18 protein-coding genes are annotated in these 21,615 nt (G+C 62.5%); 6 read left to right on the forward strand and 12 right to left on the reverse strand.

Translation table 11 applies throughout. From position 1 onward, the window contains the following. Nucleotides 1-49: 49 nt before the first annotated feature. Nucleotides 50-3,544, forward strand: coding sequence for a DNA polymerase III subunit alpha (dnaE, locus tag MUU55_RS10320; RefSeq protein ID WP_244760674.1), 3,495 nt, complete (start codon nucleotides 50-52; stop codon nucleotides 3,542-3,544). A 42-nt stretch (nucleotides 3,545-3,586) separates the two neighbouring features. Here dnaE and MUU55_RS10325 read toward each other — a convergent pair whose 3' ends face one another. Then, nucleotides 3,587-3,985: a RidA family protein gene (locus MUU55_RS10325; RefSeq protein WP_244760675.1), complete on the reverse strand. Its 399-nt coding sequence runs from the start codon at nucleotides 3,983-3,985 to the stop codon at nucleotides 3,587-3,589. Nucleotides 3,986-4,154: 169 nt separating this feature from the next. Between MUU55_RS10325 and MUU55_RS10330 the strand changes: the two genes are divergently transcribed. Together MUU55_RS10330 and MUU55_RS10335 are read left to right on the forward strand one after the other, a co-directional pair. After that, a complete protein-coding gene (locus MUU55_RS10330) occupies nucleotides 4,155-4,724 on the forward strand; it encodes a TetR/AcrR family transcriptional regulator (protein WP_244760914.1) in 570 nt (189 codons plus the stop codon). 162 nt (nucleotides 4,725-4,886) lie between these two features. Continuing rightward, nucleotides 4,887-5,774 (forward strand): tetratricopeptide repeat protein, encoded by an 888-nt coding sequence (locus tag MUU55_RS10335; protein WP_244760676.1) that lies wholly within the window; start codon nucleotides 4,887-4,889, stop codon nucleotides 5,772-5,774. Nucleotides 5,775-5,838: 64 nt separating this feature from the next. Here MUU55_RS10335 and MUU55_RS10340 read toward each other — a convergent pair whose 3' ends face one another. The 3 genes from MUU55_RS10340 to MUU55_RS10350 all read right to left on the reverse strand — a co-directional run bounded on the left by MUU55_RS10340 (nucleotide 5,839) and on the right by MUU55_RS10350 (nucleotide 9,044). Next, complete coding sequence (locus MUU55_RS10340) at nucleotides 5,839-7,152, reverse strand: L,D-transpeptidase family protein (protein WP_244760677.1); 1,314 nt, start codon at nucleotides 7,150-7,152, stop codon at nucleotides 5,839-5,841. A gap of 131 nt (nucleotides 7,153-7,283) precedes the next feature. Beyond that, nucleotides 7,284-8,630, reverse strand: a complete 1,347-nt coding sequence (locus tag MUU55_RS10345; RefSeq protein WP_244760915.1) for a DNA polymerase IV — start codon at nucleotides 8,628-8,630, stop codon at nucleotides 7,284-7,286. A gap of 123 nt (nucleotides 8,631-8,753) precedes the next feature. Then, the gene (locus MUU55_RS10350) at nucleotides 8,754-9,044 is read right to left on the reverse strand and encodes a DUF3572 domain-containing protein (protein ID WP_244760678.1); all 291 of its coding nucleotides are present in this window, start codon (nucleotides 9,042-9,044) and stop codon (nucleotides 8,754-8,756) included. A 141-nt stretch (nucleotides 9,045-9,185) separates the two neighbouring features. Between MUU55_RS10350 and MUU55_RS10355 the strand changes: the two genes are divergently transcribed. Next, nucleotides 9,186-9,557 (forward strand): response regulator, encoded by a 372-nt coding sequence (locus MUU55_RS10355; RefSeq protein ID WP_010065708.1) that lies wholly within the window; start codon nucleotides 9,186-9,188, stop codon nucleotides 9,555-9,557. A 15-nt stretch (nucleotides 9,558-9,572) separates the two neighbouring features. Next, a complete protein-coding gene (locus tag MUU55_RS10360; RefSeq protein WP_244760679.1) occupies nucleotides 9,573-10,940 on the forward strand; it encodes a PleD family two-component system response regulator in 1,368 nt (455 codons plus the stop codon). 692 nt (nucleotides 10,941-11,632) lie between these two features. Here MUU55_RS10360 and rpmG read toward each other — a convergent pair. The 6 genes from rpmG to topA all read right to left on the reverse strand — a co-directional run bounded on the left by rpmG (nucleotide 11,633) and on the right by topA (nucleotide 19,285). Continuing rightward, a complete protein-coding gene (gene rpmG / locus MUU55_RS10365) occupies nucleotides 11,633-11,800 on the reverse strand; it encodes a 50S ribosomal protein L33 (protein ID WP_003547442.1) in 168 nt (55 codons plus the stop codon). Between the two features lie 93 nt (nucleotides 11,801-11,893). Beyond that, nucleotides 11,894-13,078, reverse strand: a complete 1,185-nt coding sequence (locus MUU55_RS10370; RefSeq protein WP_244760680.1) for an MFS transporter — start codon at nucleotides 13,076-13,078, stop codon at nucleotides 11,894-11,896. Between the two features lie 13 nt (nucleotides 13,079-13,091). Next, complete coding sequence (locus MUU55_RS10375; protein WP_244760681.1) at nucleotides 13,092-13,751, reverse strand: NUDIX hydrolase; 660 nt, start codon at nucleotides 13,749-13,751, stop codon at nucleotides 13,092-13,094. Then, nucleotides 13,748-14,221, reverse strand: a complete 474-nt coding sequence (locus tag MUU55_RS10380; RefSeq protein WP_244760682.1) for a DUF983 domain-containing protein — start codon at nucleotides 14,219-14,221, stop codon at nucleotides 13,748-13,750. The genes MUU55_RS10375 and MUU55_RS10380 overlap by 4 nt, the downstream gene beginning before the upstream one ends. Nucleotides 14,222-14,247: 26 nt before the next feature. Next, entirely contained in the window at nucleotides 14,248-16,599 is a 2,352-nt protein-coding gene (gene rnr, locus MUU55_RS10385; protein ID WP_244760683.1) for a ribonuclease R, read from the reverse strand. A gap of 4 nt (nucleotides 16,600-16,603) precedes the next feature. Continuing rightward, entirely contained in the window at nucleotides 16,604-19,285 is a 2,682-nt protein-coding gene (gene topA, locus MUU55_RS10390) for a type I DNA topoisomerase (RefSeq protein WP_244760684.1), read from the reverse strand. Nucleotides 19,286-19,605: 320 nt separating this feature from the next. On the opposite strand from topA, the gene MUU55_RS10395 reads away from it, so the two are divergent. Further along, on the forward strand, nucleotides 19,606-19,860 hold the full coding sequence (locus MUU55_RS10395) for a hypothetical protein (protein ID WP_244760685.1): 255 nt from the start codon (nucleotides 19,606-19,608) through the stop codon (nucleotides 19,858-19,860). Here the strand turns inward: MUU55_RS10395 and dprA are convergent. Next, nucleotides 19,792-20,943 (reverse strand): DNA-processing protein DprA, encoded by a 1,152-nt coding sequence (gene dprA, locus MUU55_RS10400; protein ID WP_244760686.1) that lies wholly within the window; start codon nucleotides 20,941-20,943, stop codon nucleotides 19,792-19,794. The genes MUU55_RS10395 and dprA overlap by 69 nt on opposite strands. A 2-nt stretch (nucleotides 20,944-20,945) precedes the next feature. Next, nucleotides 20,946-21,551, reverse strand: a complete 606-nt coding sequence (gene plsY, locus MUU55_RS10405; protein WP_244760916.1) for a glycerol-3-phosphate 1-O-acyltransferase PlsY — start codon at nucleotides 21,549-21,551, stop codon at nucleotides 20,946-20,948. Nucleotides 21,552-21,615: the final 64 nt, after the last annotated feature.

Below are 21,615 nucleotides of genomic sequence, written 5' to 3' on the forward strand. Positions count from 1 at the left end.
GGGTCCGAATCCGTTTAAGCTCTTTCTTCTGATCGGAAGGAAGTTTGACATGGCGGAAATGGTGCAGGCGACGGTTGGCGAAGGGATCGCGGAGACGCCGGAATTCGTGCATCTGCGCGTGCATTCGGCCTTTTCGCTTCTCGAAGGCGCCTTGCCGATCAAGAAGATCATCGGCAAGGCGATATCCGATCAGCAGCCGGCGATTGCCATCACCGATACGAACAATCTGTTCGCTGCGCTCGAGTTTTCGCAGAAGGCCGTCGGCGATGGCATCCAGCCGCTCATTGGTTGTCAGCTGTCGATCGACATGGAGGACGAAGGTGAGGGCGAGCGGCGCGGCGGGCAGGCCCAGCTGCAGAAGCTGCCCTCTATCGTCGTTCTTGCTGCGAGCGATGCCGGCTATGCGCGCCTTGTCGAGTTTGTCAGCCGCGCCTATCTGGGCGGCGAGAGCGGGCAGGCGATCCGCATTGCCCATAGCTGGCTCGAGGAGGGTACCGACGGGCTGATTGCGCTGACGGGCGCGCGCGGCGGCCCGATCGACATGGCCTATCTTGCCGGGCAGCCCATTGTCGCGAAGGCGCGGCTTCATGCGCTGAAGCGGGTTTTCGGCGATCGGCTGTATCTTGAGCTGCAGCGTCACGGGCGCTACGACAAGCAGCACGAGCGCCGCATGGTTGAGCTCGCCTATGCGGAAGATGTGCCGCTGGTCGCGACCAACGAACCGTTCTTCCCGGCGCCTGATGACTACGATGCCCATGACGCGCTGATGGCGGTGGCACACAATGCCATGGTGTCGGACGATAATCGCTTTCGCCTGTCGCCGGATCATTATCTCAAGAGCCGCAAGGACATGGCAAAACTCTTTGCCGATCTGCCGGAGGCCCTGGAAAACACGATCGAGATCGCGAAACGCTGCTCTTTCGTCTTGAAGACGCGCGGGCCGATCCTGCCGCGCTTCACGGGGGCGACGGACGATCCGGAGGAGGCGGAACGCGCCGAATCGGCAGAACTGCGCCGCCAGTCCGTGGAGGGGCTGGAGAACCGCATGGCGCTGCTCGGCCTCTCGCCGGGCTATACGGAGCAGGATTATCGCGAGCGGCTGGATTTCGAGCTCAGCGTCATCGAGCGCATGAAGTTTCCCGGTTACTTCCTGATCGTTGCCGACTTTATCAAGTGGGCCAAGCAGCAGAACATTCCCGTCGGGCCGGGCCGTGGCTCGGGTGCGGGTTCGCTCGTCGCTTACGCGCTCACGATCACCGATGTCGATCCGCTGCGTTTCTCCCTGCTCTTCGAACGCTTCCTCAATCCGGAACGCGTTTCGATGCCCGACTTCGACATCGACTTCTGCCAGGACCGCCGCGAAGAGGTGATCCGCTACGTCCAGCAGAAATACGGCCGCGAGCAGGTGGCGCAGATCATTACTTTCGGTTCGCTACAGGCCCGCGCGGCACTTCGCGACGTCGGCCGCGTGCTCGAAATGCCCTATGGCCAGGTCGACAAGATCTGCAAGCTCGTGCCGAACAATCCGGCCAGCCCGACGCCGCTCTACAAGGCGATCGAGGAGGAGCCGAAGCTGCAGGAAGAGGCGGAGAAGGAGCCGGTCGTCGCGCGCCTGCTCGATATTGCCCAGAAGATCGAAGGCCTCTACCGCCACGCCTCCACGCACGCCGCCGGTATCGTGATCGGCGACCGACCGCTGTCGCAGCTTGTGCCGATGTACCGCGATCCGCGCTCCGACATGCCCGTCACCCAGTTCAACATGAAGTGGGTGGAGCAGGCCGGTCTGGTCAAATTCGACTTTCTCGGCCTGAAGACGCTGACCGTCCTGAAGACTGCCGTCGATTTCATCCGCAAGCGCAATATCGAAGTGCATCTCGAAAGCCTGCCGCTGGACGACCTGCTTACCTACGAGATGCTGTCGCGCGGCGAGACGGTCGGCGTGTTCCAGGTGGAAAGTGCCGGCATGCGCAAGGCGCTGATCGGCATGCGGCCGGACTGCATCGAGGACATCATCGCGCTCGTGGCGCTCTACCGTCCCGGCCCGATGGAGAACATTCCGGTCTACAACGCCCGCAAGCACGGCGAGGAAGAGATCGAATCGATCCATCCGACGATCGACCATCTGCTCAAGGAAACCCAGGGCGTTATCGTCTACCAGGAACAGGTGATGCAGATCGCCCAGGTTCTCTCGGGCTATTCGCTCGGCGAGGCCGATCTTCTGCGCCGCGCCATGGGCAAGAAGATCAAGGAGGAGATGGACAAGCAGCGCGCCCGTTTCGTCGATGGCGCGGTCAAGAACGGCGTGTCCAAGCCGCAGTCCGACCTGATCTTCGACCTGCTCGCCAAATTCGCCAACTACGGCTTCAACAAGTCGCACGCCGCCGCCTACGCCATCGTCTCCTATCAGACCGCCTATCTAAAGGCGCATTACCCGGTCGAGTTCCTGGCCGCGTCGATGACCTACGATATGTCCAACACGGACAAGTTGAACGATTTCCGGCAGGATGCAGGCCGTCTCGGGATCGCTGTCATTCCACCCTCGGTGCAGACGTCCTTTGCGCATTTCGAGACCGGCGAGAGCCGCATCTATTACGCGCTCGCCGCCATCAAGGGGGTGGGCGAAGCGGCGGTGCAGCATATCGTCGAGGTGAGGGGCAACGCCCCCTTCAAGAGCCTCGAGGATTTCTGCACGCGCATCGATCCGAAATTCGTCAACCGCCGGGTTTTCGAAAGCCTTATCGTTGCCGGCGCCTTCGATTGTTTCGGCCATGACCGCGCCGCCATGATCGCCGGCCTCGACCGTCTGCTGGGGGCGGCCCAGCGCGCGCAGGAGAACAAGACGAGCGGGCAGGGCGACATTTTCGGCATGGGCGCTGCGACCGGGCCGGAGGTCATCACGCTGCCCGCCTATACGCCCTGGCTTGCCTCGGAGAAGCTCCACCGCGAATTCCAGGTGCTCGGCTTCTATCTCTCGGCGCACCCGCTCGATACCTATGCGCCGCTTCTTGCGAAGATGCGCGTCCAGACCTTCGGCGATTTCGCCGCCGCCGTGAAGCGCGGCGCGACGGCCGGCCGGCTTGCCGGTACGGTCACCTCCAAGCAGGAGCGCAAGACCCGCACCGGCAACAAGATGGGCATCGTCGCCTTCTCGGATTCTTCCGGCCAGTTCGAGGCCGTGCTGTTTTCCGAAATGCTCAACCAGTATCGCGACCTGCTGGAGCCCGGCAAATCGCTGGTCATGACCGTGCAGGCGGAAGAGCGCCCGGAAGGCATCGGCCTGCGCATCCAGACGCTGCGCTCGCTGGAGGAGGAGGCGCTCCAGACACAGAAGGCGCTGCGCGTCTATGTCCGTGACAGCGGCCCGCTGCGCTCCATCGCCGCCCATCTCAACACGAAGGGCGACGGCCTCGTCTCCTTCATCGTCATCAAGGACAATGGCCAGCGCGAAATCGAGGTGGAGCTGAACGAACGCTTCCGCATCTCCCCCGAAATCGCCGCCGCCCTGCGTTCGGCGCCGGGCGTGCTGGATGTGGAGCTGGTCTAGGCACGGGAGTTCAGCGAAAAACCCGTGTTCTGCCGCAGCCTATCAAGCAGCGGTCGGAATGCGGGCGATGACCTTGATCTCGAAATCGAAGCCGGCAAGCCAGCTCACACCGATGGCCGTCCAGTTGGGATAGGGCCGTGTGGTGAAAATCTCCTGCTTGACGGTCATGATCGCGCCGAACTGGTTTTCGGGATCCGTATGGAAGGTTGTGACGTCGACGATGTCGTCGAAGGTGCAGCCGGCTGCTGCGAGCGTCGCCTTGAGGTTGCGAAAGGCGAGACGCACCTGGCTCTCGAAATCGGGTTCCGGTGTGCCGTCGCTGCGGCTTCCGACCTGTCCGGAGACGAACAGAAGATCGCCGGAGCGGATGGCTGCCGAATAGCCGTGGTCGTCATAGAGGGCGTGTCGATCCGCCGGAAAAATCGCTTCGCGCGTGGGCATAGGTGGTCTCTCTTCTCATCTGCGCGGTCGGCACGGGAGAACTTCACGGTGACCGCAATTTCGTATACGTTACGTATATGAAATTGGTCTTCGAAGGCTGGAATGTCAAGTTCATATACGGTGCGTATATGAAAAAGGAGTTTCGGGAGTGAACAAGCGTCTCGCGCTGATGGAAGAAAACCGCACGAAGCTGATCGGCGCGGCGCGAAAAGCCTTTGCCGAAAAGGGCTATTCCGCGGCTTCCATGGATGACCTGACCGCGGCGGTCGGCCTGACTCGCGGCGCGCTCTATCATAATTTCGGCGACAAACGCGGCCTTCTCGCGGCTGTCGTCCACCAGATCGATACGGAAATGGCGTTCCGCGCCAAAGCGATCGGAGAGGGCGTCGCAGGCGACTGGAACGCCCTTCTGGCTGAAGGCATTGCTTACATCGAGATGGCGCTCGATCCGGAGGTACAGAGGATCGTCCTGCTCGATGGTCCCGCTGTGCTGGGGGATCCCTCGCAGTGGCCAAGCCAGAGCCATTGTCTGGAAGTGACGCGAATAAAGGTCGAGCGTCTGATCGCCGATGGCATCGTGAAGCCGGTGGATGCCGAGGCCGCTGCGCGGCTGCTCAGCGGCACCGCGCTGAATGCCGCGCTTTGGGTCGCAGCAAGCGACAATCCGAAGGATGTGCTGCCGAAGGTGATCGAGGCGTTCGAGGCGTTTGCCACGGGCCTGTTGGCGCGTCCCGCCTGAACGTCACCATGGAAAAGACGCGCCGCACATCTTGACCTTGGTGGAAGGCTATACAAGTTCCTGAGCTGTCACCGTAAAGAAGGGAGCGGGAAGGTTCCGATGCGATTGCAAACTGTTGTTGTGTGCGGTCTTTTCGCTGTTTGGGGGCTTCCGTCATTTGCCATGGCCGAACGTGCGACGATCGTTATCGAAGAACAAGTCGCACCGACCGACGACGCCCAATTGCGCAAGCGTGTCGCAGTGATGAGCGGCAGGCTGGAAGACGACAGCATCCAGTTCAGCGGTACGGACGCCATGGCCGAATTGAAGGCGCTTCGCGCCTATGTCGGCAAAAGGGACGATCTTTTAAGCGAACGTCGCCAGATCCTGTCGATGATCGGCCGCGTCACGTCCCGTTCGTCGCTCTTGCCTTTTGAGGATGGTATTGATGCTCTGGCCGAGCTGATGACCTTGACCGAAGGAGACGACCGTCCCGCCGGCCGCCGGCTTGGGGATCGCTATCTCTATGCCGAACTTCTGGGCGCCTATGCCGCCATTCCCGGCAACAGTGCGAGCCACGCCCTTTCCGCCGAGCAATACGGTAAGGCCGCCCTCATGGCCGACCACTATGATGGTTACAGTGACGACCAGCGCGCAGGCGTGCGCCAGAAGCAGGCCTTCGAACTGCACGAGGCCAAGCGATACGAGGAGGCATACGCCCTCAATCTGGATGTGCTGGCCCGCGGCGAGAAAATCTACGGCAAGAGCCATCCAAATCTTACGACCGTGCTGACCAATCTCGCACAGAACCTGCATGCCATGGGGCGCAAGCAGGAGGCCGAGCCCTACCTTGTCCGCGTGCTGGCGATTGCCGAGGCGGAGAACGATCTCGAGACCGTGCAGGACCTGCTGTTCCAGCGGGGCGTGCTTGCCTATGAGCTCGGCCGCAAGGAGGATGCGAAGTCTTTCATGGTGACCCGGATCGACCGTCTGCGGGCCGCGGGTGAGGAAGCCCGGCTCGCTACGGCCGAAGAGGACTATGAAGAATTGTTGCAGCGTATCGGCGAGTAAGGAAATGAAAAAGCCCACCCTGCCGGATGGCGGATGGCCTTGAAGAGAGGGGCGGTGCAGGTGATCAGTTGATGACCGTTACCGACGATTTCTTCTTTTTCTTGGATTTCTTGCCGCCTTCGACGGCGCCGGCATCCGCCTTCTGCACCTTGCGCGTCACGGTGATGAAGTCCGTACCGTCGCCCGTTTCCGGGCCAAGGCCGGTGTCGGAGATCGACAGCGAGGCGCCTTCTCCCATCAGTTCGGAGATGCGCAGGCGCGTGTCGGCGGGAATGTCCAGCCGGTCCAGCGTCTTCGTCAACGCGTCGGGCTGCGTCGCGTCCGCCTCCGTGGTGATGCCGAGGCGCTTCATCGTCGCGCTGGGAAGCTGGTTGTCGACACTCATGCCGAACCAGTCCGCCTTGCCCTTGTCGCTATCGACGTCGCGGGCGAGCAGGAAATGGGTGCCGAGCGCGATTTCGGGATTGCGGATGGTGATGGCGGCCTCGACCAGCGGCTTGAACTTCTGGCGCACGAGGATCTGGCCGTTCGGCGGCGCGCCCTTGCCGGCCTTGGCATAGACGGCGGTCAGGAGCTCCGGCGTCACCATGCCGTCCTCGTTTAGGCCCTCGGCAAGCTGGAAGGCGCGGATGGCGATCACGGTCTGCTTGCCGTGCAGTCCGTCCGCAACGCCGGCATCATAGCCCAGCGAGGTCAGCAGCGTCTGCAGGTCGATCATCATCTCGCGGTCGCCGCGGCGGGTGATGAGGATGCGGATCGGGTCCTGCTCGGTCTTCTGCACGATAGGTGTCAGGACTTCCGGCTTCGGATCGGTCATCGCGACCTCGACAGCCTTGTCTCCGGCCTCCATCAGGCCGGGCCGCAAGCCCGCCTCGGAAAGAATCGGCGTATCGGGCACGACGACGACGGGCTTGAACAGCGCGGCATGAACAATTTCCTGCGGCGCGATCTCACGATCCGTGATGAGCACATGGCCGCCGCGCCGCGTCACGCTGAACAGTGTCTTTGCGAAATCGTTGGGCAGGCGCACGCAGCCATGCGAGGCGGGATAGGAGGGCACGCTGTTGGAGGCGTGCAGCGCGATACCCGACCAGGTCAGCCGCTGCATGAACGGCATCGGCGCGCTGTCATAGAGGTTGGAGAAGTGCGTGCGCTTCTTCTCCAGGATCGAGAATATGCCGGTCGGCGTCGAATGGCCGGCCTTGCCGGTGGAGACATGCGAGGTGGCGACAACCACGTCGCCATCGTAGATTTTCAGTTCCTGCAGATCTTTCGACACGATGATCTGGAGCGGCCCTTCGAGCGTGCCCGCAAGCGCGGTACCGCAGCTCAGCAGCAGGCCAAGTATGCTCATGCCAGTCGCCAGGCGAAACTTCATGTTACCCATCCGTACGCAATACAAACCGACGGCAAGCGTAGTGCATCCGATTTAAGGAAGGCTTGATGCACCCGGCCGATCCCCCGATCTGTGCCAACCCGATGCAGTGAAGAACGCCGGTCTGTCGGGATTTATTCGGTGGGGTCGTCGATTTTTCCGGCGGTCTTGAAAGTCAACTTTCCGTGAAAGCGGTCGGGACCGGATTTCCCGAATGTGTATCCCGTTTCCACGCTCGCCTTGCCAAATTTGTCGCGCAGCGTATTCATCGCGGCCTCCGCTGCGGCGCGACGACTGGCGGCGGGATCGACGAGATCGGGCGGATCGGCCCGGCCGGGATCGGTGAGATCGCTGACGCCGATGCCGATCAGGCGGTATTTCGTGCCATCCGTCTCCTTGCGCAGAAGCTCGATGCCGGTGCGGAAGATCCGGTCGGCGAGCATGGTGGGGTCTTCGAGCCTGCGGTTGCGCGTGCGGCCTTTGAAATCGGCCGTCTTTAGCTTGAGCACGACGGTGTGACCGGCAATGCCGGATTTGCGCAGGCGCGCCGCAACCTTCTCACTGAGGCGGCGCAGATGCGCGACGAGATCGTCATAGTTCGAGAGGTCGTCGAAGAACGTGGTCTCGGATGATACGCTCTTTGCCGCGTCATTCAGGTGCACTTCGCGGTCGTCCTGACCGCGCGAGAGATGGAAAAGCCGCTTGCCCATCACGCCGTAACGGCGCATCAGGTCGGTTTCCTCCATGGTCTGGAGTTGCCCGACGCTGCGGATGCCGTCGCGCTCCAGCGTCTCTGCGAAGGCCTTGCCGACCCCCCAGATGAGCCGCACGGGCTTGTCCTTCAGGAAATCCAGCGCCTCTTTTTCACCGATGACGGAAAAGCCGCGCGGCTTGTTGAGATCCGAGGCCACCTTGGCGAGGAACTTGCAATAGGACAGGCCGACGGAGATGGTGATGCCCACCTCCTTTTCTACACGCTGGACGAAGCGGGCGAGCACGCGGGCCGGGGGATCGTGATGCAGGCGCTCCGTACCCTTCAGTTCCAGAAAGGCTTCGTCGATGGAGAGCGGCTGCACCAGCGGCGTCAGTTCCTGCATCATGGCACGCACTTCGCGGCCGACCTTGACGTATTTTTCCATGTCCGGTGGAATGACGATGGCGTTGGGGCAGGCTTCCAGCGCCTTGAACATCGGCATGGCCGAGCGCACGCCGTGAATGCGCGCGACATAACAGGCGGTGGAGACGACCCCACGCTTTCCGCCGCCGATGATGACGGGTTTGTCGGCAAGCTCGGGATTGTCGCGCTTCTCCACGGCGGCATAGAAGGCGTCGCAATCGATATGCGCCAGCGTCAGGTCATAGAGTTCGTCGTGGTAGACGAGGCGTGGGCTACCGCAGGCCCGGCATCGGCGCAGGTTCGCAGGCTGCCCGGTCAGGCAGTCGCGACAGAAGCCCGGTAAACGCGTGGCGGCGGTGCTCATCATCAAGAACAAACATTGAACATCGCGACATTAGTGCCTAAGTTCACGAGTCTCAAGTGTCACCGGGGCTGAATGCATGACCGTACACAGACAGACGTCTAAGCGTTGTCTGGCGCTGATGGCTCACCAGTCGGCGGGGCCGGACAGCACAGCGTGGGCATGCATAACCGCTTCCGGCTTTGTGCCGGTCGCGTCACAGAAGGTCAGCAGATCCGGCTCGTGGCTCATGAGGAAATCGACGATGCCGGCGAGAAAACCGGGATCGTTGACGGCGTTGCGGACATCGGAAGGCGCAACGCCCGTCAGTGCGAGAAAACGCGACAGAAGCTCCGGTTCGCCGGCAAGCCAGCCGAGGATGGCGACAGCGGTTGTTTCCGCGCCCTCGGTCGAAGGTGTATCTTTTTGGCTTTTCATCGTTTTTCCCCGGGAAATTTACCTTTTAATCAACCAAGTGACGCTAACGTGGCTGCGGTCAGGCTGGGTGATTTCGGCTTTGCCGCAACTTATCCATCTCCCGGTGGGTTGCAAGGCCGGTCACAGGAACAGGGACGCGCGATGCCCAAGCAGGTCATGATTGTCGAGGACAATGAGCTCAACATGAAGCTCTTCCGGGACCTCATCGAGGCATCCGGCTACACGACCATCCAGACCCGGAATGGTATGGAAGCCCTTGATCTTGCGCGGAAATACCGCCCTGATCTGATTTTGATGGACATCCAGCTTCCGGAGGTTTCCGGCCTCGAAGTCACCAAGTGGCTGAAAGAGGACGACGAGCTTCACGTCATTCCCGTCATCGCGGTCACGGCTTTTGCGATGAAGGGCGACGAGGAGCGCATCCGGCAGGGCGGCTGCGAGGCCTATGTCTCCAAACCGATTTCCGTGCCGAAATTCATTGAGACGATCAAAACCTATCTCGGCGACGCGTGAGGCAGGGGCGCGATCATGACTGCACGCATCCTCGTCGTCGATGATATTCCCGCCAATGTGAAGCTGCTCGAAGCACGGCTTCTGGCGGAATATTTTGACGTCCTGACGGCCGAGAACGGCTATGAGGCGTTGTCGATCTGCGAACGCACCCAGGTAGACCTCATCCTGCTCGACATCATGATGCCCGGCATCGACGGGTTCGAGGTTTGCGAGCGGCTGAAGGCCAACCCGCGCACTGCGCATATCCCCGTCGTCATGGTGACGGCACTCGACCAGCCGTCCGACCGGGTGCGCGGCCTGAAGGCCGGCGCCGATGATTTTCTGACGAAGCCGGTCAATGACCTGCAGCTCATGTCGCGGGTGAAAAGCCTTGTGCGCCTCAAGACGCTGACGGACGAATTGCGCATGCGCGCGACGACGGCGCGTGCGATCTCCCTGGAGGAGGGGCTCGACAGCAATTTGGGTGACGAACCTGGCGACGTTCTGCTTGTCGACGGACGCGCGAGCTCCCAGGAGCGCATTGCACGGGCCCTGAAGCCTATCGCAGACGTCACCAGCATCTCCGATCCGCAGGCGGCCTTGTTCCAGGCCGCCGAGAGCAATTACGAGCTCGTCATCGTCAACGCCAATTTCACCGACTACGATCCGCTGCGCCTTTGCTCGCAGCTGCGCTCGCTGGAGCGCATGCGCTTCCTGCCGATCCTGCTGATCGCGGAGCAGGGCGATGACAGCATGATCGTGCGCGCGATGGATCTCGGCGTGACGGACTACCTGATACGGCCGATCGACCCGAACGAGCTGATTGCCCGCAGCCTCACGCAGATCCGCCGTAAACGCTGCAACGACCGTTTGCGTGCCAGTGTGCGCCAAACGATCGAGCTGGCCGTGACGGACGGCCTGACGGGCCTGCACAACCGCCGCTACCTCGACAACCACATGAAGCTTCTGATCGACCGCGCGACAGCTCGCGGTCGCCCGCTCTCGGTCTGCATCACGGATATCGACCGCTTCAAGCTGGTCAACGATACCCATGGCCACGATGCCGGCGACGCGGTGCTGCGTGAATTCGCCAATCGCGTCCGCTCCGCCGTGCGCGGCGCCGATTTAGCCTGCCGCTATGGCGGGGAGGAGTTCGTGCTGGTCATGCCGGATACGCCGGCGGATTTGGCGGCGGGGGTCGCGGAGCGTCTTCGGATGATCGTCGAGCGGGAGCCATTTCGCATTCCCGGAACGGACGCGCTGCTGCAGATCACGGCCTCGATGGGGACGGCTTCCATCCTGCCGGAAGGCGACAGCCCGGATGCTTTGCTGAAGCGCGCCGATACCGCGCTCTACGAGGCCAAGCGCTCCGGCCGCAACCGCGTCGTGGCGGCCGCCGCCTGAGTCGCGCCGAGCAGCCCTCTGTCCCGATTTTGTCCACAGGCATGATGTAGTCTGATCAAACGCTTGATTCCTCGGGCATTTGACCGCGTTGTGATCTTTCGCCACGGGGCGATTGATTAACACCCGTAAGCCGCAGGGCTGTAGCGAAATTTAGCCATAAATCGTACCATTTGTTTTTGGCAATAAATTTCAATAGTTTGCGCCGGGTGCAATCTTGCCGTGCGAAGCTGCGTAATTTCGCTTTGGTTGAGTTCATTGCACGCAATGATTGCTTTTCGGTGGTGGCCTATTGTTGTCTTCTATAACGTAAGTGCCGCGGGCTGAAACAATCGGGCGCTCGCAGGTTAACTATGACACAAGGAGTCTTGATGGAAACGTTAAGAATTCGTTGATTTTTTTTCTTTTTGGCGCGATGCTCAACTCATGGGCGGCAAACAAGCCCGCACAACCGGTTACCCCATGATGCTAGGTCCGCCGCATCTCCTGGGTCGTGGGGTCGGTCGGTCGGTTGCGACAAATACGGAATCCTCGTGCCGTCGTCGTTTCTGACCGACCCCCGTTCAACGCCGCTCCCCTCGAGGGGGCGGCGTTTTTGATTCCAACGACTGACAGGTTGCAATGCCAGGCCACAAAAGGAAAGGCGCCGGACGTTTCCGCCCAGCGCCTTTGCGAACCTGAGAAGGCTCCCAAGATTACTTGATCTTGGTTTCCTTGAATTCGACGTGCTTCTTCGCGACCGGATCGTACTTCGTCTTGGTCATCTTGTCGGTCATCGTGCGGCTGTTCTTCGTCGTTACGTAGAAGAAACCGGTGTCGGCCGTCGACAGCAGCTTGATCTTGATGGTGGTAGCCTTGGCCATGGTCGTCCTGCCTTTATCAAAAACGAAGCCGCGGACAGCCAGTCTGCTCCACGGCTTAAATCTGGGCGGAAACTACAAATCGCGCCCGAAAAGTCAACCCCGTTTCGGCCGGAAAACGATCCGGCCCAGGGAAAGTACGAGGTAAAAGCCGAAGAACGCGACGATTGCCCAGGCAAAACCGTCATTGCCGGAGACATCCATCGCCGCGCCGATCGCCTGCGGGCCGACGACCGTGCCGACGGCATAGCAGAAGATGAAGGCCGCATTGGCCGCTGCGAGGTCCGCGCCGACGAGTCGCGAGCCGAGATGGCTGAGGCCGACCGTATAGAGGCCTGCCACGCAGCCGCCCCATAACAACAGCACGATGGCCATCAGAAGCCAGTTCTGCGACACCCAGGGCAGCGACAGCGCGCCGATGAGGCCGATGACGGCCATGATGGTGAGAAGGCGCCGGCGATCCTTCATGCGGTCGGAGAGCATGCCCAGCGGGATTTGGAACGCCATGTTGCCGATGCCCATGACGGTCAAGAGGAGGGCCGCCTGTGGTTCGCTGAAGCCGGCCCGCGTGGCGTAGATCGGGAAGAGCGACAGGCCGCCGACTTCCACCGCACCGAAGATGAAAACGGCCGCCGTCGCGGTCGGCACGAGAAGGATGTAGCGCATGAAATGCAGCTCCGGCTTCTCGTCGATGACAGGGCTTTCGCCACGGGCGATAAAGATGGGGATGGCGGCGACCAGGATGATCGCGGCACCGACCGCAAACGGCCGCACGCCGTCGCTGCCGAGAATGGAGAAGAGCAGGGGGCCGGTGGCAAAGCCCAGAGACAGCACCGTTGCGTAGATGCCGAGCACCAGGCCGCGACGGCGCGGCGGTGCGGCGGCGTTGATCCAGAATTCCGACAGGATGAACAGCGTGGTGATCGCGCCGTGGAAGACGAGGCGCAACGGGAACCACAGCCAGAAATTCTCGATATAGTAGAAGCCAAGGCCGCTGATCGCAGACAGCAGGATCGCCAGAAGCATCGTGGTCGACGTGCCCCAGGCGTGCGCCAGGCGGGTGGTAAAGGGCGCCGCGGCCATGGCGGCGATGCCGGCCATGGCGGAATTGATGCCGATCATCGTGGGGGAGATGCCGCGCTTCTCCATGATGATGGAGAGCAGCGGGAGGCCGAGCCCGATGGCGATGCCGACAGCGGAAATGGCGGCGACGGCTGCGATGAGGGATCGCCAGTGGATATGTTCCACCGGGCCGGAGGTGCCGGATTGCGGCTGCGTCATATGCGATCGACCCTTAGAGCAGATCCCGGAGGAAGTGTCCGCGCTTGTTGCGATAGAGCGGCGCCGGCCTTCCGAAGGGGAGAGACTTGTCTTCCTGAATGCTTTTTTGAAGCTCTTCAAGGATCAATACGGTTATGTCGGGCATCTCGATGCCCTTATGATCAAAAATATCCACCCAGCGCACATCCTCAAGTTCGTGGCTGGCCGCTGCGCCGGCGGGATCGATGTTCGCTTCATCGGCAAAGAGCGTGAAGAAGCGTGTATCGAACCGGCGCACCATGCCGGCCGGCGTGATGGCGCGGGCGAGAAACCGCAGTTTCGAGAGATCGGGCCGGAAGGGCAGGCCGCCCGCAAGCGGCGCCTCGGCTGGCGCGCCGACGGTGATGCCCGCTTCTTCGTAGAGTTCTCGCAGGGCCGCGACCGCAAGCGCCCTCAGCCGCGAACCGGAACAGCGCGGCACCCGCACCGCCATGCGCTCGAGCGCCAGAGGGTTCAGCGGATTGGCGACGGAAACGAGGCGATCGCTCGCGTCGCGCCGGCCACCGGGAAAGACATAGACGTCGGGCATGAAGACATGTTTGCTGCTGCGTTTGCCGACAAGCACCCGCACATTCGCGCCCGACCGGTCGAGAAGCAGGATGGAGGCAGCGTCGACGGGCCGCACAGGCGTCATACGGTTTTGTCGCTATAGGCGGGTGTTTCGTCTGCGCCGGCATCGGGTTTGTCGCCGAAGCCGTGCATCTTGACGGCCCATTGCAGGCCGATCGTGCCGCCCTTGATAGGCTGCATCAGGATGAGGGAAAGGATAATGGTGATCGGCGCCCAAATGGCGAGGTGCTGCCAGGTGGTGAGTGGCCAGACGAGGTCGGTTGCCATATAGCCGCCGACGACGATGTGGCCGACGATGGTGATGACAAGATAGGGCGGCAGGTCGTCGGCGCGCTGATGCGTATAGTCCTCACCGCAGGCCGCGCAGTTCTCGACCGGCTTGAGGAAGGACTTGAACAGGCGACCGGTGCCGCAGGCCGGGCAGCGGTTGAGCAAACCGCGCTTGATGGCGCGGCCGACCGGCCGCTCCACCGTGCCGCTGCTTGCGGTGTCGCCGAAATGCAGCGTTCTGCCGTCGGTTTCGTTCGCCTGCATGTCCTGTCCTTCCTTGTCGGAACTGTTCAGCGTCGCCCACGCGGCGGGCGTGTGCCCGGTTGACGCCGCGTTTCGCCGCCCTTGCGCCGTCCCGATTTGTGAAAAGAACGCACCGCCGTCGGCATCTTGCGTCCTTCGCTGATCATGTCGAACCGCAGTGCGCCGGCGAGCGGCACCGCTTCCGCGAGCTTGACGCGCACCGTATCGCCGAGGCGGTAGCCGAGCCCGGTCTTTTCACCGGACAGGGCCTGATGGGCCTCGTCGTAGATATAATAATCGCGTCCGAGCATAGATATAGGCACGAACCCGTCGGCACCATATTCGGGCAGGGTGACAAAAAGTCCCGCCTTGGTGACGCCGGAGACGCGGCCGTCGAATTCCTCGCCGACACGCTCGGCAAGATGGTGTGCGATCAGCCGGTCGACCGTGTCGCGCTCGGCCGCCATGGCACGGCGCTCGAAGGTCGAGATTTCGGCAGCGATATCGTCGAGCACGGCTTCCTCGTCCGGCGTGATGCCGCCTTCGCCGAGCCCGAGCGAGCCCACCAGCGCACGATGCACGATCAGGTCCGCATAGCGGCGGATCGGCGAGGTAAAGTGGGCGTATTTCATAAGATTGAGGCCGAAATGGCCGATATTCTCGGGGCTGTAGATCGCCTGGCTCTGCGAGCGCAGCACCATCTGGTTGACCATCTCCTGGAACGGCTGGTCCGCCACCTTCGCGAGGATGCCGTTGAAATGGTTCGAGCGCATGTTGCCGCCCTTGACGAGCGATATGTCGAGCGTCTGCAGGAACTCGCGCAGCACCTCCTGCTTGGCGAGCGAAGGAGCATCGTGCACGCGGTAGATCAGGGCCTGCTTCTTTTTCTCAAGCGTTTCGGCGGCCGAGACATTGGCCTGGATCATCATCTCTTCGATGAGCTTGTGCGCATCGAGCCGCGGCGGCACGAAGACCCGGTCGACGGTGCCGTCGGTTTTCAGCAGGATTTTCCGCTCGGGCATATCGAGTTCGAGCGGCTGGCGGCGGTTGCGGCCGACCGTCATGATCTTATAGGCCTGCCAGAGCGGCTTCAGGATCGTCTCGAGGATCGGGCCTGTCTTGTCGTCAGGCGCGCCGTCGATCGCTGCCTGCGCCTGCTGATAGGAGAGCTTGGCCGCGCTCTTCATCATGATGCGGTGGAAGGTGTGGCTCGCCTTGCGGCCCTCATGCGAGAAGACCATGCGCACGGCGAGCGCCGGCCGGTCGACACCTTCCTTCAGCGAGCAGAGATCGTTGGAAATGCGCTCCGGCAGCATGGGCACAACGCGATCCGGGAAATAGACAGAGTTGCCGCGCTTCTGCGCCTCGCGGTCGAGCGCCGATTTCGGACGGACATAATAGCTGACATCGGCAATCGCGACGGTGACGATCACGCCGCCCGGATTGTCCGGCGAGGTGTCCGGCTCGGCATAGACGGCGTCGTCGTGGTCCTTCGCGTCGGCCGGGTCGATGGTGATGAGGGGGAGGCTGCGCCAGTCCTCGCGGTGCGCCATGGTGGCAGAGCCGGCAGCTTCCGCCTCGCGGATGACCGCATCCGGGAAGATGTGGGGAATGCCATGGGCGTAGATAGCGATCATCGAGATCGCCTTTTCCGAGGCGACGGAACCGACCACGCTCTTGACCTGCGCGCGCGGTAGACCATAGCGGCCCATGCGCACGACATCGATTTCCACGAGATCGCCATCCTTGGCGCCCGCCGTGAACTGCGCCTCGACGTCCATTTCGTCGCCACGCCGGTCGATCGGCATGATACGTCCCGCGCCGCCCGGCATGGTGCGGAACACGCCCATGCCGGAATTCTTCTTCTTGTCGAGAACCTTGATGACGCGGCCCGTATAGGCCGGGCCGCCGCGCTCCTTGGCGGGGAAGATTTTTGCCAGAACCCGGTCGCCGAGGCCGGCGACGGGTGCCTTGTCCTTGCGCGCGCCGCTTGACTGGCGGATCAGCACGGCTGGCGCCACGCCGGCATCATCGAGCCATTCCGCCGGGCGGCCGATCAGCTCGCCGTCGACGTCGCGCGTGGTGATGTCGAGAACGGTGACGGGGGGAAGGGCGCCGGGGCGCACCAGCGACTTGCGCCGTTTTTCGAGGAGGCCATCCTCCTCGAAGGATTTCAGCAGTGCCTTCAGTTCGACGCGCGTCTCGCCCTTCAGGCCGAAGGCCTTGGAGATTTCGCGTTTGGAGGCCTGTTCCGGGTGATCGGCGATGAAGCGTAACAGCACGTCGCGTGGCGGAATGGCGCCGTGGATGATCGGCGTCTCGTCCGCAGGCGTTGCCTCACGGCCCGCGCGGCCGGGCCGTTTCGTTTGTCCTGCCCGGCTGCGTGGTTCCTTGCTCATGTCGTCAGGCCTTCTTCGCCTTTGCTGCAGCCTTGGGCTTGGCCGCAGCCTTCGCCTTCGGCTTTGCGGCCTTTGTCTCGTCGGACTTGGTCTCGCTGGATTTGGCGGCCTTCGTGGTCTTCGCCTTGGCGGGAGCCTTGGCCTTGCCGCCCTTGGCGGGCATCTTGCCGGCCTTTTCGGCGATCAGCACGAGGGCTTCTTCCATCGTCACGCTGTCGGCGGCCTTGCCCTTCGGCAGGGTGGCGTTGACCTTGCCCCAGTTGACATAGGGGCCGTATTTGCCGTCGCGTACCGTGATCGGGCCGCCATCGGGATGATCGCCCAACGTCTTCAGCGCCGCCGGCGTGCCGCGCGCGCGACCGCCAGGACCCTTCGAGGCCTTGTCGGCAATGACGGTGACAGCGCGGTTCAGGCCGATCGAGAACACGTCCTCGACGGTTTCCAGATTGGCGTAGCTACCGTCATGCAGCAGGAACGGCCCGTAACGACCGAGGCCCGCCGAAATCATCTTGCCGGATTCCGGATGCTGTCCGATATCGCGCGGCAGGGAAAGCAGTGCCACGGCCTTCTCGTGGTCGATACTGGCCGGCGTCCAGCCCTTCGGCAGGCTCGAACGCTTCGCCTCCTTGCCGTCGCCACGCTGGACATAGGGTCCGAAACGGCCGGAGCGCAGGGTGATCTCTTCGCCCGTATGCGGATCCTTGCCGAGGCTCTGCGGCTCGTTGGAGGCGGCGGCTTCGGCGTCCGAGCCATTGTCGGCTGAAAGCTGGCGGGTGAAGTTGCATTCCGGATAATTCGAGCAACCGACGAAAGCGCCGAACTTGCCGAGCTTCAGCGAAAGCTTGCCGGTGCCGCAGACCTGGCAGGTGCGCGGATCGCTGCCGTCTTCGCGCTTCGGGAAGACGAGCGGTGCCAGTTCCTCGTTGAGTGCGTCGAGCACGTTGGTGACGCGAAGCTCCTTGGTATCCTCGATCTGCGCAAAAAAGTCCTTCCAGAAATCGCGGAGAACCTGCTTCCAGTCGAGTTCGCCGGCGGAAATCTTGTCGAGCTTCTCTTCGAGATCGGCGGTGAAGTCGTATTCGACATAGCGCGTGAAGAAGCTTTCGAGGAAGGCCGTCACGAGGCGGCCCTTGGCTTCCGGGATCAGCTTGCGCTTGTCGATGACGATATATTCGCGGTCACGCAGCGTGGCGAGCGTCGCGGCATAGGTCGACGGGCGGCCGATGCCGAGCTCTTCCATCTTCTTGATGAGCGAGGCTTCGGAATAGCGCGGCGGCGGTTCGGTGAAGTGCTGGGTCGCATTCACCTTCTGCTTGGCGAGCTTTTCCTGAGCGTTGATCTCGGGCAGGCGGCCGTCATCGTCGCCATCGTCGGACTGCTCGCCGTCCTCCTTCTGGTCGGTATAGGCGGCGATGAAGCCGTCGAAGCGGATGACGGAGCCCGTGGCACGCAGGCCGGCCTTGCGGCCGCCATTGTCCGCCTCGATCTCGACGGTCGTGCGCTCGATTTCGGCTGAAGCCATCTGGCTCGCGATGCCACGCTTCCAGACGAGGTCATAGAGCTTCAGCTGGTCGGGATCGAGATAGCGCTTCAACTGATCCGGCGTGCGGTCGAAGGAGGTGGGGCGGATTGCCTCGTGCGCTTCCTGGGCATTCTTCGCCTTGGTGGAATAGATCCGGGCCTTTTCCGGCACGTAGCGTGCGCCGAACTGCTCGGCGACGGCCTTGCGGGCGGCGTCGATCGCCTCGGGCGCCATCTGCACACCGTCGGTACGCATATAGGTGATCAGACCGACCGTCTCGCCGCCGATATCGATGCCCTCATAGAGCTTCTGCGCCACCTGCATGGTGCGCGAGGCCGAGAAGCCGAGCTTCGACGATGCGGCCTGCTGCAGTGTGGAGGTGGTGAAGGGCGGTGCGGGGTTACGCTTCGTGGGTTTGGCTTCGACGCTCTCGACGCGGTAGGCCGCGCCCTCGAGCAGCGTGCGCAGGTTGGTCGCTTCGTCGCCATTGCCAACGGCGCGCGGCGCCAGCCGCTTGCCCTCGGCCGAAACGAGGCGGGCCTCGAACTCGTCGCCGCGCGGCGTCTTCAGGAGCGCCGAGATGTTCCAGTATTCTTCCGAGACGAAACGCTCGATCTCCGCTTCGCGGTCGCAGACGAGGCGCAGCGCGACAGACTGCACGCGGCCGGCCGACCTGGCACCCGGCAGCTTGCGCCACAGCACGGGCGAGAGGTTGAAGCCGACGAGATAGTCAAGCGCACGGCGAGCGAGGTACGCATCGACGAGCGGCGTATCGATATCGCGCGGGTTGCGCATCGCCTCGAGCACGGCCGACTTGGTGATGGCGTTGAAGACGACGCGCTGGACCGGCTTGTCGCCAAGGACGCGCTTCTTCTTCAACACGTCCAGCACATGCCAGGAAATCGCTTCACCTTCGCGATCCGGGTCGGTTGCGAGGATAAGTCCGTCGGACTCCTTCAACGCGTCGGCGATGTCCTTCATGCGCTTGGCGGAGGCACTGTCGACCTCCCAGGACATTTCGAAATCCTCGTCCGGGCGCACCGAACCGTCCTTGGCCGGCAAGTCGCGCACATGGCCGAAGGAGGCCAGAACTTTATAGCCAGGGCCAAGATACTTGTTGATCGTCTTGGCCTTGGCGGGCGATTCCACAACTACAACATTCATCGTCATTTTCTCTGATACCACGCGCCGCGGCTTGTCTCACGCGGTGAAGGGCGCATCCCGCGCCGGAAAGTCGTGTTTCGACATGAACAGGGAAAGCGTTCGGGTCAAGAGGTAGGGGTGAAATTAGTGGTATGCAACGCGATGCAATCAAAAAGGGAAAATTTAGGTGTTGCACCAATAGATGCAACCCGTGTAGTCTGAACTACAACTGATGCGAGAGTATTCAGTTGTTGCAATTGCAGATAATCATTGTATCGTCTCCTAGGTATGGGAATCGCAACTTCTGGATGATTCCGAGTCGTGGATGCAAGGGAGACGCCATGAGCCCAAAGCCCGCCAAACCCGCCTTGCCGCCCCATACGGCGGAAGAGAACATCGCCTATATCAGACAGATGCTGGGTGAGTTGCGCACCGTCGCCGCCAATGAGGGGGCCGATATGCTGCGCTATCTGATCGAGATGGCCTATGTCGAGGCTGGTGACATTCAGTCCGGCCAGCGGCCGTTCTCAATCCGGCATAATCGAGACGCCGCCACCGGCATGTCGCTGAAGGCGACCGGCAAGGTCAAGTTCTAGGAGAACGAGATAGACGGTCGCCGCGTCGATGCCCGTGTGGCGGATGATCTCGTCGATCTCGGCCGGCACCTGGCTCAAAGCTCCGGCAATCCTCTCCCGGTCGCCGTCGCTGGGCGGTAGTCGCAGGGCCGATGGTGTATCCTCGGCAGGTTCCCGGACATCGGGGCGAGGGGAGAAGAGATCGGGCTCGGCCAGCGGCCGCAACCCTTCCAGTACGTCTTCGGGCGTTGTGGTGATCGTCGCGCCATCCTTCAGCAGGCCGTTGGTGCCTTCGCAGCGCAGGTCGAGCGGCGAACCGGGCACCGCAAACACCAGTCTGCCGAAATCCGCGGCATTGCGCGCCGTGATCAACGAACCGGAACGCACCGCCGCCTCGACCACCACAAGGCCGAGCGCCATGCCGGCGATCAGCCGGTTGCGCCGGGGGAAGTCGCGGGCGCGTGGTTCCCAGCCGAACGGCATTTCACTGACGGCGAGGCCTTCGCCATCGGTGAGTTCATTCAGCAGGCCAATATTTTCCGGCGGATAGGGTTTGTCGAGGCCACCCGCCATCGCTGCGATCGTGCCGGTCTCCAGGCTGGCCCGGTGGGCAGCGGTATCGATGCCGCGCGCCAGGCCGGAAACGATGGAGTAACCGGCGCGGCCGATATCCCGCGCCACAAGCCCTGCGAATTTCATGCCCGAGATCGAGGCGTTGCGCGCGCCGACGATGCCGACGGCCGGTGCCGATGTCACCTTGCGGTTGCCCTTGGCGGCAAGAAGCGGCGGAGCACCGTCGATCTGGCGCAGCAGCGGCGGATAGTCCGGCTCGCCGATACCGATGAACGTGGCGCCGTGCCGCTCGGCAATTTCCAGTTCGCGTTCTGCTTCGGCCTTCGAAGCCACGCGGATGCTGCGGGAGGCACCACCGCGGCGGGACAGTTCCGGCAGCATGTCCAGCGCGGTCTCGGCGCTGCCGAAATGATTGATCAATTCTCGAAAGGTGACCGGACCGACATTGTCGCTGCGGATGAGCCGCAGCCAGGCGATCCTCTGTTTTTCCGTCAGCGCAATTCCCCTTGTCCTTGCGCTGCGGTCGTCCATGGCTACCCCTTGCTGCCGATCTTGCTTTCCGTGCCGCTCAGGAGGCGGCTGATATTGGCGCTGTGTTTCCACCAGGTGATGATGGTGAGCACGAGAAAGAGCAATGCCACCTTCTCGTGACCGAGAAACCACAATACAACCGGGGAAGCCGCCGTTGCAACCAGTGCTGAAAGCGAAGAGTATCGGGTGATATAGGCAAGGCCGATCCAGACGGCCGCGAAGACCGCGAGCATGACCGGTACGAGACCCAGCAGCAGGCCGACATAGGTCGCAACCCCCTTGCCGCCCTTGAAGCCGAGCCAGACCGGGAAGAGGTGGCCGAGGAAGGCGGCAAAGCCGGCGGCGATCCCAGCATCGAGCCCCCAGCGTGAGGCAATAGCCGCAGCAGCGGTGCCTTTGAGAGCGTCGAGCAGCAGCGTCGCGGCGGCAAGCTTCTTGTTACCGGTGCGCAGCACGTTGGTTGCGCCGATATTGCCCGAGCCGATCTGGCGCACGTCGCCAAGCCCTGCCATGCGGGTGAGGATCAGGCCGAAGGGAATGGAGCCGAGAAGATAACCGAAGGCGAGGGCGGCAAGGGTCGGCAGCGCGCCGAATTGCCAGGTGAAGATGTCGGACACGTGGTTCTCCCCCGAGATTTCATTGCGGCGGGCGCCGGTAAGGCTAATGCGGGGC

Origin of the sequence: Shinella curvata (assembly GCF_022899935.1) — a bacterium.
GTDB lineage: Bacteria > Pseudomonadota > Alphaproteobacteria > Rhizobiales > Rhizobiaceae > Shinella > Shinella curvata.